The sequence below is a fragment of the Larkinella terrae genome, assembly GCF_009668025.1.
Lineage (GTDB): Bacteria > Bacteroidota > Bacteroidia > Cytophagales > Spirosomataceae > Larkinella > Larkinella terrae.
Genome location: NZ_WJXZ01000015.1, coordinates 189,981 through 209,236, shown reverse-complemented (window position 1 = coordinate 209,236; position 19,256 = coordinate 189,981). Strand labels below are relative to the sequence as shown.

Sequence of the window (19,256 nt, the reverse complement as noted above, 5' to 3'; positions counted from 1 at the left end):
TCATTTTAACTCAACGCTCATGTATTTACCTGGTTGGTCAGGATTTTCGATAAACCAGCCGGGATTGCCATTCCGATCTCTTCCTAATTTTGCACCCGGAACCGGAGAAATATCAGACGCAAAGTAAGCGGGAATATCCTCGCTGGCTTCAATTGTTGACGATTTTTTTACGAAAAAACCGGCTTCAGTCAATTCGTTGACGCTTTCGAGGCAAGCAACGATAATCTGATCGATTTCTTTATCAGAATGTGCCGCGGTTATGAAACACGGAAAACCGTCCCAGATATGAATGCCTTTTTCGCGCATCAGCGTAAAGAGCAGCTCACTGTACGGGATTTCCTCGTTGAATTTCAGCTTCCAGAGTGAGCCAAATTGCGCCACGAAAAAAGGCAGTTGCTGCCGCCGGAATTCGGCATTCAGCGTTTCGGCAATCCGCACGGCTTTGCGGGTCAGCCCTTTTTGCAACTCCGGCCCCAATTCTTTCATGCGATTGAGCGACGCTTTGGCGGCCGCCAGCGCCAGCGGGTGCCGGACGAACGTCCCTGCAAAATAGGTAACACCAATTTCCGGGAACGACGCGTCGCCGTACTGCCAGAAACCGCCGTCAAGCGCGTCCATAAACTCTTTTTTTCCGGCAATCACCCCGATGGGCAGTCCACCGCCCACCACTTTTCCGTAGGAAGCCAGGTCGGCTTTGATGCCAAACAGAGCCTGCGCACCACCCGGATGCATCCGAAAACCGCTGATCACTTCGTCAAAAATCAGCGCCGTTCCCGACGCAGCCGTGATGGCTCGCACTTCTTTTAGAAACGCAACCGGCTGAAATTCAGGCCGACGGCTTTGCACCGGCTCGACCAGCACGGCCGCCAGTTCGTGCGCGCGTTCCCGAATGATTTGCAGGGATTCCTCCGTGCCGTAATCCAGAATCAGCATGTTCTGTACCGCTTCCGGCATGATTCCCGAAGCCGCCGGAAACGACTTCAGTTTTCGCGTTCCGCGCACGATCACTTCGTCCACAATGCCGTGGTAGGAACCCGTAAAGGCCACGATCAGTGAGCGGCCCGTTACCGTTCGGGCAATGCGCATCGTTCCCAAAACCGCTTCGGAACCGGTGCTGCACAGGGCGGACCGATCCATACCCGTAAACTCACAGATCAGATCGCAGACCTCACCGGCCAGTTCGTGTTGCGGGCCGATTTCGAAGCCGAGTTCAATCTGTTCGTGGAGCGTTTCTTTGATTGCATTGGGTTGATAACCAAAGAGATTGGAACCAAAACCGTTCAGCGCATCGATGTATTCGTTGCCGTCGATGTCCCATAACCGACTGCCTTTCGACTTGTTGACCACCAGCGGATAAACGATTTCTTTGGTCAGTGGCTTAAATCCCGAAACCACCCGAGGGTCAGCCATGGCGGCCCGGTGTTTCTGCGAATAGGCCTTGCTGCCACCGGTTTTCAGGTTGTAACGCGCCGTCAAATCCTGTAAAAACCGCTGTTGGCGCGGAGTCAGTTCGGTCACCTGACGGTCGATGCGGGCCGTCGCACCGAACGGTTTTTTGATCTCGATCGCTTCTTCGGGCGTGAGGTCGGCCAGTTTGGGGGGAGTATGTTTTCCGTTGGAAGAAACCTGAACCGGGGGCGCGGGCGGGAGCGTCTGCAGGGGCGAATGGTTTCCACCTTCAAGCAACGCAACCTGTTTCGCCAGGATTTGTAACTGCTGGGCAATCAGACCAATGGCCGAATCGTTTCCGGCCGAAACCGCAGAAGGTCCGTTCGGAGTAGGCGTGTTCGGAAGAGAATGAACGGACGGTGTCGATGCGGGCGTTGCTGTAACCGGCGCTGGCTGGTACGCGCTGGCGGGCAATTGCTGATCCAGATACGTCGCCAACTGGTCGAGCGTCGTAAATTCATCGTTCAGTTGCCGGAACGTGATGGGCAGCCCGAATTCTTTTTTTAGGATGATCGCAACCTGCGTCAGCAGGAGGGAATCGAGGCCCATTTCCAGAAAACTCCGGTCAATTGCTGCGCCCTCCATTTCGATTCCGGACGCTTCTTCCAGCAGTTCTTTTACCTTTTCAACCAAAATTGTCTTTCTCATTCCAGAATTTTGTACGGGGGGAACTGATAAATCGGTGACGGATTCCGTCGGATTCGGACTTGGTAAAGTTGCCGTTGCCGGTTTGGGCGGATCAAGCCAGCAGCGTTTTCGGTCGAAAGCGTAGGTCGGCAAACTCAGTCTGACCCGGTTTTGCCGGGCATAAAAGGCGTTCCAGTCCGGTTGTAAACCGCTGATCCAGAGTTGCCCCAATGAATGAAGGATGGCTTGGACTTCGGTTTCTACCCCTTTGCTGTTTCCCAGACTTGCCACTACCGGATGTTTGCCGACCACCGGATGTTGCCGCGCCAGCGTTGAGGTAACATTGCCCGGTCCTACTTCCAGACAAAGCGGATTGTCCAGTTCCGAAACCACCTGCATGGCATCGGCGAAGCGGACAGTTTGCCTCAAATGATTGGCCCAATAGGTCGGATCGGTGCCCTGGGCATCGGTTAACCAGGTGCCGCTCACGGTCGAAATGATCGGTTTTCGGGGGCGATTGTGCGGAACCGAAGCCACCACTTCCCGGAACGTCTCGACGATCGGGTCCATCATGGCGGAGTGAAACGCGTGACTCGTCAACAGCAGCCGGTTTGGGATTTCTTTCTGGTTCAACAGCTCTGAAAAGCTGGCGATTGCCGTTGGCGGACCCGCTACGACGCAAAGCTTCGGGCTATTGATGGCGGCAATGGATAGCGTTTCCGGTAAGATTTTCTGCAATGTTTCGGCTTCGAGTCGGACGGAAAGCATGTCGCCGGTTGGCAATTCGCTCACGAGCTGTCCGCGAATGGCGATGAGTTTCAGGGCGTCGGCCAGCGAAAAAATACCGGCCAAGTGAGCACCCACAAATTCGCCGATGCTGTGGCCACAGAAAATCCCGGGTTCAATTCCCCAACTTATCCACAATTGAGCGAGTGCGTATTCGGTAACAAAAAGCGCAGGCTGGGTAAAGCGGGTGTTTCGTAACTGCTCATCGGCTTCGGAATCAGTAGTTTGGGCGTAAATAATGTCGCGAATGTCGATGGGCAGGTATGGTTCCAGCAGATTTGCGCAGGCATCGACGGCTTGCCGAAATACGGCTTCGGTTTCGTACAACTGACGACCCATGTTGAGGTACTGCGCGCCCTGCCCCGGAAATAGGAAAACTACTTCCCCCGGTTTTTCCGTCACGGTTTTTTGCTGCGACGAATCCGGGTCGGTCAACAACCGGTTTTCGGCAATGGCAGTGTCTTTCGGCAAAACCAGAAACCGCCGGTGGTTGAAATCGGGGCGGGTCGTTTGCAGGGTAAAAGCCAGATCGACCAGCTGGGTATCGCGGTTTTTCTTAAGGTAATTAGCTAGCCGAAACGCGTAGGCTTCGCGACTCGCTGCGGTTTTTGCCGACCAGGTTAGTAATTGAAAATCACGGCCCGGTGACGATGTAGGTGATTCATAATCAGATTCTTCCAGTACAACGTGCACATTGGTGCCACCGACGCCAAACGAACTGACGCCCGCCCGACGCGGTTGATCAGACTTCCATTCGGTAAGTGCCGTGTTGACGTAAAACGGGCTCGTGGCAAAATCAATGTGCGGATTCGGCTTCGAAAAACCGAGGGATGGCGGGATCAGGCGATGATGGAGCGCAAGGGCGGTTTTGATAAAACCGGCTACTCCGGCGGCCGCCGTCAAGTGCCCCATGTTGCTTTTGATAGATCCAATGGCGCAGTACTGGTGAGGAACCGACGGCCCGAATGCCATTTTAAGGCCCTCAATTTCAATCGGATCACCAAGTGGCGTAGCGGTTCCGTGGGCTTCGACGTACTGAATCGTTGCCGGATCGATGCGGGCATCGGCAATGGCCGCAGCAATGGCACCGGCCTGTCCTTCGGTATTGGGGGCGGTAAAACTTCCCTTTCCGGCCCCGTCGTTGTTGACGCCCACCCCTTTGATAACGGCGTAAATCATATCGCCATCCTGCCGGGCAGCTTCCAGATTTTTGAGGAGAACAACGCCCGCGCCATCGCTGAAAACCGTGCCACTCGCGTCGGCATCGAACGACCGGCAGTGGCCGTCCCTACTCAGCATCGTCCCCTCTTCGTATAAATGACCGCTGTTGATCGGGGCGGTAATACTGGAACCTCCGGCCAGCGCCAGTTCGCATTGACCGTTTCGGATGCTTTCCACAGCCAGCGTAATGGCCAACAGAGAGGTGGAACAGGCCGAATACACACTGACGGCGGGCCCTTTCAGATTGAGCTGGTAGGCCGTTCGGGAAGCGATGTAATCCTTTTCATTGACCGTCATGGCCTGAAAACCACCAATTTGGCTCATCACCTGCTGGTTGCCGTGCACATTGTTCAGGTAATAGGTATTGTTGCCGCAACCGGCAAAAACGCCAATTGAATCCGCAAACGTGGGGAGGAGATAGCCGGTTTGTTCGAGAACTTCCCAGGCAATTTCCAGGAAAATGCGCTGCTGCGGGTCCATCACTTCGGCCAGTCGGGGGCTCAATCCAAAAAAAGCAGCATCAAATTGATCGGCATCCGAGAGGACTCCCCGGGCTTTGACGTAGTTGGGGGCGTTTTTGATGGCGTCCGGAATGGAGGCATCCAACTCGGCTTCGGTGAAAAACCGGGTGGTTTCTCTGCCTTGTTTCAGCAGTTCCCAAAGTTCCGGAATGGTATTGGCTCCCGGAAAACGGCCCGCCATGCCAATTACGGCAACATCTTCGGAATGCTGTCTGGTAACAACCCTTGAATTTATCGTTTTAGGCCCATTCGATAGCCCGTCATCGATAAAAAGGCTAAAAGTCTTTACCGTTGGGTGTTGGTAAATTTTGGTAACCGATATATCACGCTGGAATTGCTGTTTTAGAAGGCTAATGCATTTAATACTCAGGATCGAAGTTCCCCCCAGCTCAAAGAAATTGTCTTCCAGTCCTACTTTATCCAACTGAAGAAGTGAGGCCCAAAGCAAGGCAATTTTCTTTTCAGTTGGCGTAATGGGTGCGATATATAAATCGTTTAATTCGGAGCGTTTTGTCTCAGGTTTTGGTAATAATTTCCGATCAACTTTGCCATTGGCTGAAAGCGGTATCGTGTCGATTTTTACCAATAAAGATGGGATCATAAAGTCCGGTAGGCGGTTTTTTAAAAAGGCAAAAACCGCATTTTTATCGAGCGTATCATCGTCGCTAAGGTAATAAACAACCAACCTTTTTTCGGAGAAACTGCCTTCAACAGCGTGCGCGACACACTGAATAATTCCGGGGTATTGAATCAATGCATTTTCAATTTCACCGAGTTCGATTCGAAATCCCTGAATTTTAACCTGTTCGTCAATTCGGCCCAGGTATTCGATATTTCCATCCGGATGCCAGCGTCCTAAATCTCCCGATTTGTACATCCGCGCACCGGGTTCATTGGCGAACGGGTCCGCCAGAAACTTCTGGTTGGTCAACGGTTCATTGTTCAGATAACCGCGGGCCACCTGCACACCGCCGATGTAAATTTCACCTTCCGAACCAACCGGAACGGGTTGAAGCGATTCGTTCAGCAAATAAATGGACACGTTCGGCATCGGCTTGCCGATCAGCAGCCCATTCTGAAAAACCGGAACCGGGTCCTGCACATGAAACCGGTACGAAATACAGCCCACTGTGGCTTCCGTTGGGCCATATTCGTTGATGATTTCGGCGTCGACGCGGTGATCGATCAGGAACTGGAAATGGCGCTGGTGTAAGGCTTCACCGCCAACCACGTAGGTTCTGGTGCTCCATTTGGCCTGATCGTTTATTGAACTTTCCAGCAAAAGAAACTGGGCCGGTGTTAATTTCAGGAAATCAAACGGAGCCTGCTGAATGAATAAACTGTCATTGAAAACGTCCAGTGGTGCCGCCGGACTGATGACGATGGTTTTCCCCGTTAACAAAGGGACGAACAGCGCCGTTAGTGAAGCGTCGAACGTCAGCGGAAGGTGAAAATAACTGCCGGAATGTTGGCTATTCGTGGCCGAATAATGCTGAATACTGCTTTGAATGTAATTGGATAAAGACCGATGCTCGATCAAAACCCCCTTGGGTTTACCGGTCGAACCCGATGTATAAATGACGTAGGCTAAATCCGAGGGCGATACTAGAACCGGGGTGGTATTACCAGAATTTATATAACAAGTATCGTTCGAATAATCAATTTCCTGAAGCTCCGTAGTGGAGTTACTCAATAGCGAATTGGCTAATTTTGAACGGGTTTTCCGGCTACATAAAATCAGTGGCATTGCCGTATCGGTGACGATATAATTAAGTCGTTCGGCGGGATAATTAGGATCAATTGGAACGAACGCACAGCCCGCTTTTAAAACAGCCAGAACCGCCATAACCATCTCAACGGAACGGTCCAGGCAAACACCGATGAATTGTTCTTTTTCTACGCCTTTTATCAGAAGAAACTGGGCTAATTGGGAAGATCGGCGATTTAATTCGGCAAACGAAACCGCCTGGGTAGCGTCCAGAACCGCAATGGCTTCCGGTGTTTTTGTAGCCTGTTGCGCAACCAACTGATGAAGTAACAAAGCCGCGTTTTTTTCCTGAAGAGCTTCGAAATCATCCGTTGAGTGCATTATTTTATTGTTTAGCGAGAAAACAATAAAATGTACAAATTCTATACCAACGTTCGAGAAAGTACGTTCGATTAAAACCGGAATAGGCTACCGAACCGTGTAATTTTCCAATGATTCCAGGAATTGGGGATCGATTTTGGCTCCGATACCCGGATTGTCCGATAACTCAACGACGTACCCTTCATAAACCGCACCGCCAGCCACCGGATCTTCGGCGTGTTCGAAAGGTGCATCCAGGTCAAAAAACGTAACATTCCGGCGGGAAGAAGCAAAATGGGCCTTGGCTGTGATTGCCAGCCGGGATTCGGACATGCAGCCGATCATACACGGAATACCGGCGGCTTCGGCAAGGGCATTGATTTTCTGGGCGTTGAAAATTCCTCCGCTTTTCGACAGTTTGATGTTGAAATAATCGACGGCATCCTCCTGGATCAGACGCAGCGCATCGCGGTGGTTAAAAAGCGATTCGTCGGCCATGATGGGCACGGAAGTGTTCCGGCGTAGCCGCTTCAGATCGGCGATGTTCCAGGCCTTGACCGGTTGCTCGCAGTACTCAATATTCCAGTTCTGAATGGTTGTCAGCACATTCAACGCCGTCACGTAATCCCAGCCCTGATTGGCGTCCGTCCGGATCGGAATCCCGTCGCCGACGGTTTCCCGAATCACTTCCACGCGCCGGATGTCGTCGCGCTGGTTGGTGCCGAGCTTGACTTTGATGGCCACGCCACCTTTTTCCTTAATTCGAACCGCATCGTCGGCCATGCGCTCCGGCGAATTGAGGTAAATCGTTTCGTCGGTTACCAGCGTCCGTTTGGAACCGCCCAGAAAAGCGTAGAGCGGCATTCCGGCGGCCTGGGCCGCCAGGTCGTACAGCGCCATGTCGAAGGCGCTTTTAGTGGTCGGATTATTCGGAAGGTAAGCGTCCAGCCGGTTCAGATTTCCTTCAATATCCAGCGCATTCTGGCCGATCAGCAGTTTGGCAAAATCCCGCGCAGCGGCATACCCGGTTTCCTGAGTTTCGCCCACAATCATCCAGAACGGCGACCCTTCGCCCCAGCCGATCAAGCCGTCGGCGTGAATCCGGACCAGCAGATTTCGCGCACTTTCAATGGTTCCCAGCGATATGGAAATCGGCGCCTTGAGCGGGATATTGAACTTGAAAACGTCGATGTGGCTGATTTTCATCCTTCGTGGGTACGTTAGTTCGGAAACTGGGATTTGTCCAGACCCGGAATGATCCGCAGGGCATTTTTGTAATACACTTTTTTCAGCACCTCATCCGGTAACGCCATGCCGTACATCCGCCAGAACGCGTGGTATTTTTTGTGGTACGGAAAATATTCGTCATCGGTTTCCAGCACGCGGAAATAGGTCGCGTATTCCGACGGAACCCAACTGTCTTTGCCGAACAAAATCCGGTCCTGGTATTTTTCAAAGAACTTGCGGGAGGCCCGGGGTTGTCGGCCAAGTTCGGCGATCACCGCCCCGATTTCGACGAGCATGTTCGGGAATACCTTCATCAGGCTGTCCAGTTTGACCAGATCGTTCGGATACCAGCCCATGTGGGCGTTGATGAAGGTGGTTTTCGGGTGTTTCCGGAACACGTTGTGCTGTTCGGCGATGAGTTGCTGCCAGGGTACCGGATTGTCGGCCGAGCGTTTCCGGCCCGGATTCAGCTTCAATTCGAGCCAGCGTTCGTTGAACCGGTCCATCGGGTCCCAGAACGGTTTGGGATCGGCGGTGTGAATCAAAACCGGTACACCTAACTGACCGCATTTGGCCCAGATCGGATCCAGGCGCGGATCGTCTACCTGAACCCGTTTGCCAGCAACGTCTTTGACGTTGAAACCCAGATTTTTGTAGATTTTCAGCCCTTTCGCTCCTTTTTTGACGTCGTCTTCCAACTGCTTGACGGCTTTCTCCGTCCAGCCCGGTTCGCCCACGTTGACAAAGTTGATGTTGGTAAAAACCGCCAGCCGTTTCGGGTAGCTTTTCTGCACATTCGCCAGGGCATTCTCCAGAAACGTGGTACTTTCGGCCGTGTTCGACGTAAAACCGCGCCCGCTCAGGTTGACCATGATACCCATATTCAGGCTATCCATCTGAGTGACCAGCTTCCGCAAATCGGCCCGGTCCATCTCATACTGGTGGTTGTGAACGTCGATAAAAGGGTATTTGGCCCGAGTCAGTTTATGTTCCGGCGTCTTGAGCGTCGAAACCGGTTCGTACTCCTCAAAATCGATCGGCCCGTTGGGCGTCGAAACTTTGGGTTGCGCGTAAGCCGTGACGAGCAGAAGCGACAGCGCTGAAAGAGCGGAGAAAAAGCGCAGAGATAGCGTCATATTTTATCAGGTAAAGCAGTGGAATAGAACAGGTTGTCAACAGACTCAGGCATAAATCAACGCAACGCAAAAAGCCGCAATGCCTTCTTTACGGCCTACGAAGCCCAGGTGTTCGGAGGTTGTGGCTTTAATCGAAATATCGTCTTCCGGGATTTGCATGACCCCCGACAGACAGGTTTTCATCGCCGGAATATGCGGATTCAGTTTCGGTTCCTGCAACACAACGGTTACGTCGACATTCGAAACTTCATAGCCTTTTTCTCGAATCATTTTCAGCACTTCGGCCAGCAATAACTTGCTGTCGACGCCTTTCCAGCGCGGATCCTTGTCCGAAAAATGATAGCCGATGTTCCGCAGATTGGCCGCGCCCAGCAAGGCGTCACAGATCACGTGGCAAACTACATCGGCGTCGGAATGGCCCAGCGCGCCGTGCGTGTGCGGAATCAGAATACCGCCCAGCCAGAACGCCCGACCTTCGGTCAATTGATGAACATCGTACCCTTGTCCGACGCGGATTTTCATATTATTTCAATTTACAGAGTCCAGCTTATGCGGCTTGACCTACGCGGTCCGACCTATGCGGCTCGATAAAACAAGGTGGAGCGGTTTTCTTTCCGGAGTAACTGGCTGGCCGTCCGCTGAATATCATCCGGCGTAATGGCCTGAATCCGTTCCGTTTCCTGATTGACCCAATCGGCATTACCGGCATTGGCTGCGTACGCCAGGTTCATGGCGCGGTTGAGTAATTCCACTTCCGAAAAGACCAGCGACGCTTCCGCCTGATTCTTCACCTTCGCCAGTTCGTCTTCCGACATGGTCTGACTAATGACCTCATTCAGAACCGACTCGATTGCCGCATCCGCTTCTTCCAGCGAAACACCCTGGTTCAGCGAACCGCTGATGACGAGTAAACCGGGGTCGAGCGAACCGCTGGTGTGGGCCGAAATACCGGTAAACAAAGCCTGTTCTTTCAGCAATTTCTGGTATAAACGCGACGATTTTCCCCGGCCTAACACGTCGCTCAGCAAATCGGCGCTGAAATAACCCTCGGAAAAACGACCCGGCATGTGGTACACTTTATAAAGCGCATTGAGGGGCACTTCGGCCGTCGTTTCCAGAAACCGGGCTTCGGTTTGTACGGGTTCCTGCGGCAGATTGCGAACGGGTACTTTCCCCGCCGGAATCGGCTCAAACCACTTCTTACACAGCTGCTTGACCTGTTCGACGGTAACGTTTCCGCCCACCACCAGATTGGCATTGTTGGGAAGATAATGCGTATAAAAGAAGTGTTTAACGTCGTCGAGCGTGGCGTTTTCGATGTGGCTGATGTCCTTGCCAATCGTGGCCCACTGATACGGATGCACCTTGTACGCCAGCGGACGCAGTTTCAGCCAGACATCCCCGTAGGGCTGGTTGAGGTACCGCTGCTTGAATTCTTCGATCACCACTTTTTGCTGCACGTCCAGAACCGTCGGGTCGAACGAGAGACCCAGCATGCGGTCGGATTCGAGCCAGAAGGCGGTTTCCAGGTTGGCCGAGGGGAGCGTGATGTAGTAATTCGTGATGTCGGGCGAGGTGAAGGCGTTGTTTTCGCCCCCGACTTTTTGCAAGGGTTCGTCGTAAACCGGCACGTTGCGGGAGCCGCCAAACATCAGGTGTTCGAACAAGTGGGCGAAACCGGTTTTCTCCGCGTCCTCATCCCGCGACCCGACATTGTACAAAATATTAACCGTAGCCATCGGGCTCGTTGGATCTTCATGAACGTAGACCTGCAAGCCGTTATCTAACACAAAATGCTCGAATCGAATCATGGCAAACTTTTTCGGTGGGGGTGTCGTTAGGCGTTTTGAGAACAAGCAAAAGTAAGAGTCAAATCGGATTCTTCAAAAAAGAACATTCCCGTAACTTGCCAACACGCCATCTCATGAAAAAATTCTGCTTCCTCATTTTCTTATTTGCGCCGTTTTTGGCTGTCGGTCAGTTGCTTGACGACGCCGGAGTACAGCAGCTTCTTTTAAAGGCTTCGGATAAAATTTATAATTACGAATTTGACGAAGCCGACGAATACATCCGGCAGGTGAAAGCCAGATATCCGCAGCATCCGGTGGTTCCGCTGCTGAAAGCCGTTGAAATGTACTGGCAATATTTGCCCATCAAAGACAACAAATCGGCAACGGCGCAGTACACGAACTACCTCAATCAGAGCGTTGCGCTGGCGAAAAAGATGCTGGACCGGAATGAAGATGACCCGGAAGGTGCCTTTTTTTCGCTCGCTTCCCACGGCTATCTGGCCATGAAATACCACTACGACAACGAGATGATGAAAGCCGTTGGAGAAGCTCAGAAAGCTTATAGTTATCTGAAAAAGGGTTTTAAACTAATGGAGAAAAACCCGGAATTCTATTTTTCAACCGGCCTTTACAACTACTACATCGAGCGGTATCCGATGGATCATCCGGTCTCAAAACCACTGCTGCTTTTCTTTCAAAGTGGCGATATGAATCTGGGTATCAAGCAACTGGAAACCGCTATTCGCCGGGGCGTTTTTACCCGGACTGAAACCGCGCTTTATCTCGGTCAGATTTACATGCAGCACGAAAGTCAACCCGCCCGGGCGGCTGCCTGCCTGAAACCGCTGGCGGATAAATACCCACAGAACCCCATTTTTACGTTGCGGAGTGCCGAAGCACTGGTGCAATCGGGTCGGTATCGCGAGGCCCAGCCGTATCTGGAGCGACTGCGGACGCTCCCGCAGAAATTTCTGGCTATGCCGATCAAGGTTTTGGATGGAATAATCGAGGAAAAACTGAACGGCAATGCTAAATTGGCGGCTGAAAATTACCAGGCTGCGCTCAAACTGCCCGTCGATGAGGTGTTTACAAAAGAGTTTGCGGCCCACGCTTACAGCGGTTTGGCGCGAATTGCGGCCCAGACCGGCGACCGAAACCGGGCAAAGTCGATGTATAAAAAGGTCCTGAGCCTGGCCGAATACAAGTCTTCTATTCAGGAAGCGAAGAATTATCTGAAAACGTAAGCACACGTCAGACCGAATGAAACGCCGGGCATTTCTGAGAACGTCAGTAGCCGCAGGGCTTTGGCCGGTTTTGTCCCAAAAACCGGTTATCCATACCGTAACGGGTCCTGTTCGGGCGTCGGAGTTGGGTCTGACGCTGATTCACGAACACATTCTGGTCGATTTTATCGGGGCCGACAAAATCAGTCCGGAGCGTTGGAAACGCCCGGACGTAGTGGCCCGCATGCTGCCTTATCTGCAAACGCTGCACCAACTGGGCGTTCGAACGCTGATCGATTGCACACCCGCTTACTTGGGCCGCGATCCGTTGTTACTGAAAGAGTTATCAGAAAAATCCGGTGTCCGGATTCTGACCAATACCGGTTATTACGGGGCGTCGAACGACAAATTCCTGCCTACCCACGCACTGACTGAAACCGCCGACCAGCTCGCCGACCGCTGGGTGGCTGAATTTGAAAACGGAATCGAAGGAACCGGCATCCGACCGGCTTTCCTGAAAATTGGCGTGAATCCCGGCCCGTTGTCCGAACTACACCGCAAACTGATTATAGCAGCTGCCCGGACGCACAAGCGCACCGGTTTGACCATTTGCTCACATACCGGGCCGTACGTTCCGGCGTTCGAGCAGATTGACGTTTTGAAATCGGAAGGCGTCGATCCGTCGGCGTTTGTGTGGGTACACGCCCAGGGCAACAACATGATACATTACGCCCGCGCCGTCCGCGACGGAGCCTGGGTTAGCCTGGACGGTCTGGATGCTACGAATGTAAATCAGTACGTCGAGAACTTGCTGCTGATGAAAGAAAACCGGTTTTTGCATCGGACCCTGCTTTCGCACGACGCGGGCTGGTATGATCCGGCGCAATCCAACGGCGGTTCCATTGGCCGGGATTACACGGTTTTGTTTAGAAAACTGATGCCCGAACTCAACCGGAAAGGATTCACCAAAAAAGACTGGAAGCAGATTCTGGTTGAAAATCCAAAGGAAGCGTTTTCCTTACGTACCCACGGACTTTAGGCCGTGTGATTCTTCAATTATTCTCAATTATAGTCAAATAATAGGCTCTCCCAAAACCGTGGTCTGTGTCTTCACCTTTACACACATCTTTTAAGTGGAATATCCAGTCGCGTAGCGACTCAATGTTTGTAGCATAGTTCCTAGGCACATTTCTTTGGTCGCGTAGCGATCTGACAAAACGTGCGTCGTTCGATCGCTACGCGACCAAAGGCAGTGAAACGGGTTTTATTTTCTATAAACATTTGGTCACTATGCGACCAGAAAAGATGTGTGTATTCTTTAGGTGAAGACACAGACCACGGAATAGGATCTCACGGCCTAAACGGGGCCGCCTGGCGGTCCGTGGGTACGTTAATAATCAACGTCAAGCCCCAGCGTTCGTTTTAATTCAAGTAGTGCCGGATTTTTTTCGGCCAGGTAATTGAATTTGTCCTGAGGAGTGTAAATCATTTTCCGGATTTCCTGCATCTCTATTTTCTCAACCAATTGAATCTGGCTGTTTTGCAGCTCGCGCCGGAGATAGGTAAGCAAATCCTGCCGCAGATCGGTCAGCAGATCGACCTGCAGGGAATTGTCGAGGGCAATGTGGATGGTGGTTTCCTCCAGCCGGATGTCGCGGTTGAGAATCACCTGTTCGGTTTGCGAACCGCCCTGCTGATCGCGCAGACGGGCGAAGGTTTGCCAGGCGGCCTTCAGTTGCTCAAAAATGAACGGTCTGTCTACTTTGGGCGACTCGGGAGCCTGCACCAACACGGTTTCGGCCACCTCGGCAATCACCGGAACCGGTCGTTCGACGCTCACCAGATTGGCCGTTGTGCGGAGTTTACTGCTGACCGGTTTGGGAATTTCAACAACGGCAGGGCCGCGTTCCGGCAGCGGTTTTACAGTGCCGTTTCCATTCCCATTCGGTCGCGGATGATAGCCATTCGTAGGTTCGCTCGTGTGCGACGGAATCGCTGCGAGCTCCTGAATTACGGCTGGTGAGCTAGGCTCGGCTGAGCTGTCCTTTTTTTTTTCAGCCCGGTCGGTTTCGTGCGGTATTTTGTGACCAGAATCGCCGGGCGAAACGGTTACGATGGAAAGATCGAGTACGTTCGGCAGGTTCGCCAGTTTCATTAAACCGACCTCCACGTGCAAACGCTGGTTTTTAGCCGCTTTGTAATTCAGGTCGCACTGCGCACCGACACTCAGGGCCGATAGCAGAAAGCTCAAAGGCGCTTCGGCGGCCTGTTGCAGATACTTTTGCTGAATGCTTTCGGTGACCTGCAACAACTGAATGGTAGCTGCGTCCTTGCAAACCAGCAGATTCCGGAAATGCTCGCTGAGCCCCACGATAAACTGGTGTCCATCAAAGCCTTTACGCAGAATCTCGTCGAACAGCAACAGGCTTTTCGGCAGGTTGGCCGCCAGCAGCAGATCCGTTAAGCGGAAATAATAATCGTAGTCGAGAATGTGGAGATTCTCCAGCACTTCCTTGTAGCGCAGCACCCGGTCTTCCGAAAACGTAATGTTCAGGTCGAACATCGAGAGGGCATCGCGCAAACCGCCATCGGCTTTCTGGGCAATCAGTTCGAGGGCTTCGTATTCGGTTTCGTACCCTTCTTTTCGGGCAATGCTGGCCAGATGTTCGCTGATGTCGCGCGGCTGAATCCGGTTGAAATCGAACAACTGGCAACGCGACAGGATCGTCGGCAGAATTTTGTGTTTTTCCGTGGTCGCCAGAATAAAAATGGCGTAGGAGGGCGGTTCTTCCAGCGTTTTCAGGAAAGCGTTGAATGCCGCCTGCGACAGCATGTGAACCTCGTCAATGATGTAAATCTTGTACTTACCCGACTGGGGCGGATAGCGCACCTGATCGATCAGATTCCGGATGTCTTCGACCGAGTTGTTGGAAGCGGCATCTAACTCATGGATATTGAACGACGCATTCTGGTTAAAGCTGACGCACGATTCGCAGTGATCACAGGGTTCGACGGCATCGCTTTTACCGAGGTTCTGGCAGTTGATGGTTTTCGCCAGAATCCGGGCACAGGTGGTTTTACCAACCCCCCGCGGCCCGCAAAACAGAAATGCCTGGGCCAGGTGATTGGTGAGAATCGCGTTCTTGAGAGTAGTCGTAATATGCGCCTGCCCGACGACGGTATCGAAGGTAGCCGGACGGTATTTCCGGGCCGAGACAACGAAGTTATCCATGTCCGCAAGTTAGCCAAAAAAAACGGTCCGGCGTAGTGGTTGGAGCTTCGTAACTCAAATTTACTTTCCGCCCAGCCGGTTTCCTCCCGGGCGGTTTTGCACCGCTTTTCCGAAGCAAAGCAGTGATAATGAAAGTGTATAGTGGTAAAAATCAATGGGATGAATGGGGATGTTTTGCTGCCAGCCCGCGCGGGTGGCCAACGCGATAATCATGACGGCCAGGACGATCCACGACGCGCGCGGGTCCCGGCGAACAACTCCCCGAAAAGCGATCAGCAGGACGATCACCATGCCCAGCGACGGCACGACCGGCTGGAAGGTTCCCACGGCGGGAATCAGGAAAAGAAGGAGAAATAAAAGAATACCGAATGAAACCGTGAGGATAAAACCGGTCTTCGAAATGGTCTGCTTCTGAATCAGTCCCCACACCCCGACAATCACGCTCACGACTCCCAGACTGGCCGCCAGGGTTTCCATCGATTCATGCAACGGAATGATCCCGTGAAAGCCCGCAAACCGTAGAATTCCAACCAGCGCCGTCATTGAAATTGTAATCAGAAAGATTCCCCACAACACCCGATTATACCAGCTCATTTCCTGGAAAAACCGCCAGAAAACCCAGACACTCGTGAAGCACAGCACGGCGTCGGACACCATATTTGAAAGGTTCATGCTGGAAATAACAATTTTTCGGGGAAAAAGACAAAAAGGAGTGAAGAGTGAAGAGTGAAGTGTGAGGAGTTGAAACGCGTGAGCCAACTCATAACTCATAACTCTTCACTCTTCACTTTTTTCTTTAGCCATTTCCATCTACTTTTGCGCCGGTTCAAAGGCTTATACCTTCACACGCATAGCACAGCTTTTCATTCATCATGAGCGTATTAGTTAACAAGAATTCCAAAGTAATCGTACAGGGCTTTACAGGCTCAGAAGGTTCATTTCATGCGCAGCAGATGATCGAGTATGGTACCAACCTCGTTGGCGGAGTAACGCCGGGCAAGGGCGGACAAACCCATCTCGACCGCCCTGTTTTCAATACCGTGAAGGAGGCTGTTGAAAAGGGCGGGGCTGATGTCTCGATTATCTTTGTACCACCGGCTTTTGCCGCTGATGCCATCATGGAAGCCGCCGACGCCGGGATCAAGGTAATTATCTGCATCACGGAAGGCATTCCGACGAAAGATATGATGGTTGCGAAAGAATACCTGAACGGAAAGGACGTACGGCTGATCGGACCCAACTGCCCCGGTGTGATGACCGCCGACGAATGTAAAGTCGGCATTATGCCCGGTTTTATTTTCAAGAAAGGCACCATCGGGATTGTTTCCAAATCCGGAACGCTGACTTACGAAGCCGTTGACCAGCTTTCAAAAGTAGGACTTGGCCAGACCACGGCCATCGGTATTGGCGGGGATCCGATCATCGGCACAACGACCAAGGAAGCCGTAGAATTACTGATGAATGATCCCGAAACCGAAGGTATCGTCATGATTGGCGAAATTGGCGGTGGGATGGAAGCCGAAGCCGCCCGCTGGATCAAAGCCGACGGCAATAAAAAACCGGTTGTGGGATTCATCGCCGGTCAAACCGCCCCCAAAGGTCGCCGGATGGGACATGCCGGAGCCATCATTGGTGGCGCGGACGATACCGCAGCCGCCAAAATGCGCATCATGGCCGAATGCGGCATTCACGTCGTCGAATCACCCGCTCTCATTGGTGAAACGATGTTGAAAGCGCTGGGGAAAAACTAAATAGAATGATGAATTATGAATGATGGACGATGAATTAGTTGCGGTACACAATTCATTCATCGTTCATCGTTCATAATCCATAATTCCATGTTTGTGCGTGTTGGTTTGATAATGTCCGCGCTGTTGCTGTGGGCGGTCGGGAGTTTTGCGCAGGGAGTTGGGCCGAATCAGCAGTTTTTTCCCGTCCACGACTTCCGCAACGATTGGCTGGTTTACGACCAGGCCTACAAATCCTACGTGCCTTTTATCGACGAGCAGCACGAACTCGTTCCCTCCGTTAGTTTTTTCCTGGATATTGAAAGCAACCGCCGGTATTCGCTCCTGGTTTCAACCCGGCAGGACGGTTTTCTCTTTATCGATGCCGCCCTCAAACGCAAACTTATTGCGAATGAATGGCTGGTCCTGAATCTGGACAGTTTATACCGCGTCTACCGCAAGCCCGAGCTATTCCTGACGCTGCACGGGAGCCCCGGCGTGGAGGATAAAATGGTGTTTATCGGCCACCGGAAATCAACGACCCAGAAGAACGTGATTGTTGCCGATACACGTCTGAGCATTCTGCCGCGCCGATTGTCGGTGTACGCGAATTTTTTCACGCTCTGTCTGCTGTTTATCGTTGCCATCAACGCCTATTTATTTAACTTTCACCACCGCGCTTTTCTCCGGTTTTTCAATCTGGCCGACTTGCTGTCGGTAACGGTCCGCGATGAATTGTTTCTGGTAAACCGCCCCCTGAGCCGAACGAATCTGCTTTTTTTAATGAATCAGAGTTTCATAACGGCCTATTTATATCTGATCATTCAAAGTAAAAACATCGATCTTTTTTTGTCGAGGGCCTTATTGTTGAGAGGGCAGGGGCTGCTGGACCTGACCCTAACGTTCTTCGAACTGAGCTTTCTGGCCTTTTTTCTACTGTTGGCAAAATATCTTTTTATCGTGACCATTGGTGGTCTGTACCGGCTGGAAGAGGTTGTCAATTTGCACTTCTTCAAGGCAATGCAATCGTCGCTGGTCTTTTTTACCGCCGGAGCGATCTGCGTTGCCACCATTGCGGCCAACACGCCAACGACCACTACCTGGCCCAGCATGTGGCTGATTGTTCCCTTTGTGGGCTTCTACGTTATCCGGCTGGCGCTGCTATATGTTGTCATTGCAAACAAAGCCATTGTCAAAAATCTCTATTTATTTTCGTACCTTTGCATCGTTGAATTGATCCCGCTAACCATTGGGGTACGATTCGCACTGTAACCATTAGGCAAGCTCTAAACACAAAACGCGAGGTATTCGATGAGTGAGATTTCTGCTAAGTACGACCAGGAACGACTGACCAAAGTGGGCAGCATCTTAGTTACTCAAGCCCGACCTGCCGACAATAATTCACCCTATTTTCAGATTGCCAGTAAATACAATCTGCAGATCGATTTCCGACCATTCATTCAGATTCAGGGCGTTTCCTACAAGGACTTTCGGAAGCAGAAAATAAACATTTTAGATCATACGGCAATTATTTTTACCAGCCGTAATGCCGTCGATCACTTCTTTCGGATTTGCCAGGAAGCCAAGATGGAAATGCCGGCCGATATGAAGTATTTCTGCGTGACGGAGCAAACCGCCAATTACCTGCAGAAGTACATCGTCATTCGGAAACGGAAAATCTTCACCGGTAACAAAACCGCTGCCGATCTCTTCGACCTGATTCGCAAACACAAAAGTGAGAAATTCCTGTTTCCCTGCTCCAACATCCGGGGAAACGACATTCCGGACTTTATGGATACCAGCGGTTTGCACCTGTCCGAAGCCGTAATGTACGAAACCGTTCCGTCGAATTTGTCGGATCTGGACGTTCAGTCGTTTGATATCATCGCCTTTTTCAGCCCGTCGGGGGTGAATTCCCTGCTGCACAATTTCCCGGAATTTACGCAGAACGGAATCCGGATGGCAGCTTTTGGCCCCACCACGGCGCGGGCGGTTACGGAAGCCGGATTGCTACTTGACATTGAAGCTCCGTTGCCCAACGCACCGTCGATGGCCGGTGCGCTGGAAATCTATATAAAAAAGGCAAATAGCTGATCTTTTTTGCCGACCGATTGCGCTGCCTGAATGGCTTGAGACCGTGATTTTACAGGAAACCGGTCGATCATTCAGGCAGCGCAATCGTAGTTTAAAACAGACTCTTTTTTTATACCAATATTTTTGGAAAATCTCCGTTTAATAGGTAACATGCT

At 51.8% G+C, this 19,256-nt stretch carries 12 protein-coding genes; 5 read left to right on the top strand and 7 right to left on the bottom strand.

What is annotated here, in order from left to right; translation table 11 throughout:
• The 5 genes from GJJ30_RS30095 to GJJ30_RS30075 all read right to left on the bottom strand — a co-directional run bounded on the left by GJJ30_RS30095 (position 1) and on the right by GJJ30_RS30075 (position 10,846).
• A complete protein-coding gene (locus GJJ30_RS30095) occupies positions 1-6,693 on the bottom strand; it encodes a polyketide synthase (RefSeq protein WP_154178946.1) in 6,693 nt (2,230 codons plus the stop codon).
• Positions 6,694-6,780: 87 nt separating this feature from the next.
• A complete protein-coding gene (locus GJJ30_RS30090) occupies positions 6,781-7,878 on the bottom strand; it encodes a mandelate racemase/muconate lactonizing enzyme family protein (RefSeq protein WP_154178945.1) in 1,098 nt (365 codons plus the stop codon).
• Positions 7,879-7,892: 14 nt separating this feature from the next.
• Positions 7,893-9,035 (bottom strand): amidohydrolase family protein, encoded by a 1,143-nt coding sequence (locus GJJ30_RS30085; protein WP_154178944.1) that lies wholly within the window; start codon positions 9,033-9,035, stop codon positions 7,893-7,895.
• Between the two features lie 45 nt (positions 9,036-9,080).
• A complete protein-coding gene (ispF, locus tag GJJ30_RS30080; protein WP_154178943.1) occupies positions 9,081-9,557 on the bottom strand; it encodes a 2-C-methyl-D-erythritol 2,4-cyclodiphosphate synthase in 477 nt (158 codons plus the stop codon).
• 53 nt (positions 9,558-9,610) lie between these two features.
• A complete protein-coding gene (locus GJJ30_RS30075; protein WP_154178942.1) occupies positions 9,611-10,846 on the bottom strand; it encodes a M16 family metallopeptidase in 1,236 nt (411 codons plus the stop codon).
• A gap of 113 nt (positions 10,847-10,959) precedes the next feature.
• Here GJJ30_RS30075 and GJJ30_RS30070 point away from each other — a divergent pair, with 113 nt between their 5' ends.
• Both GJJ30_RS30070 and GJJ30_RS30065 read left to right on the top strand, forming a co-directional pair.
• Complete coding sequence (locus GJJ30_RS30070) at positions 10,960-12,069, top strand: tetratricopeptide repeat protein (RefSeq protein WP_154178941.1); 1,110 nt, start codon at positions 10,960-10,962, stop codon at positions 12,067-12,069.
• Positions 12,070-12,085: 16 nt separating this feature from the next.
• Positions 12,086-13,087 carry a phosphotriesterase family protein gene (locus GJJ30_RS30065; protein ID WP_154178940.1) on the top strand — a complete coding sequence of 334 codons (1,002 nt, stop codon included), beginning with the start codon at positions 12,086-12,088 and terminating at the stop codon, positions 13,085-13,087.
• 351 nt (positions 13,088-13,438) lie between these two features.
• Here the strand turns inward: GJJ30_RS30065 and GJJ30_RS30060 are convergent, their stop codons facing one another.
• Together GJJ30_RS30060 and GJJ30_RS30055 are read right to left on the bottom strand one after the other, a co-directional pair.
• Positions 13,439-15,280 (bottom strand): DNA polymerase III subunit gamma/tau, encoded by a 1,842-nt coding sequence (locus GJJ30_RS30060; protein ID WP_154178939.1) that lies wholly within the window; start codon positions 15,278-15,280, stop codon positions 13,439-13,441.
• A gap of 60 nt (positions 15,281-15,340) precedes the next feature.
• Positions 15,341-15,952: a DUF6962 family protein gene (locus GJJ30_RS30055; protein ID WP_154178938.1), complete on the bottom strand. Its 612-nt coding sequence runs from the start codon at positions 15,950-15,952 to the stop codon at positions 15,341-15,343.
• A gap of 200 nt (positions 15,953-16,152) precedes the next feature.
• On the opposite strand from GJJ30_RS30055, the gene sucD reads away from it, so the two are divergent.
• The 3 genes from sucD to GJJ30_RS30040 all read left to right on the top strand — a co-directional run bounded on the left by sucD (position 16,153) and on the right by GJJ30_RS30040 (position 19,101).
• On the top strand, positions 16,153-17,031 hold the full coding sequence (sucD, locus tag GJJ30_RS30050) for a succinate--CoA ligase subunit alpha (protein ID WP_154178937.1): 879 nt from the start codon (positions 16,153-16,155) through the stop codon (positions 17,029-17,031).
• An 87-nt stretch (positions 17,032-17,118) separates the two neighbouring features.
• Complete coding sequence (locus GJJ30_RS30045; RefSeq protein WP_154178936.1) at positions 17,119-18,279, top strand: DUF4271 domain-containing protein; 1,161 nt, start codon at positions 17,119-17,121, stop codon at positions 18,277-18,279.
• Positions 18,280-18,318: 39 nt separating this feature from the next.
• A complete protein-coding gene (locus tag GJJ30_RS30040) occupies positions 18,319-19,101 on the top strand; it encodes a uroporphyrinogen-III synthase (protein ID WP_154178935.1) in 783 nt (260 codons plus the stop codon).
• Positions 19,102-19,256 lie beyond the last annotated feature (155 nt).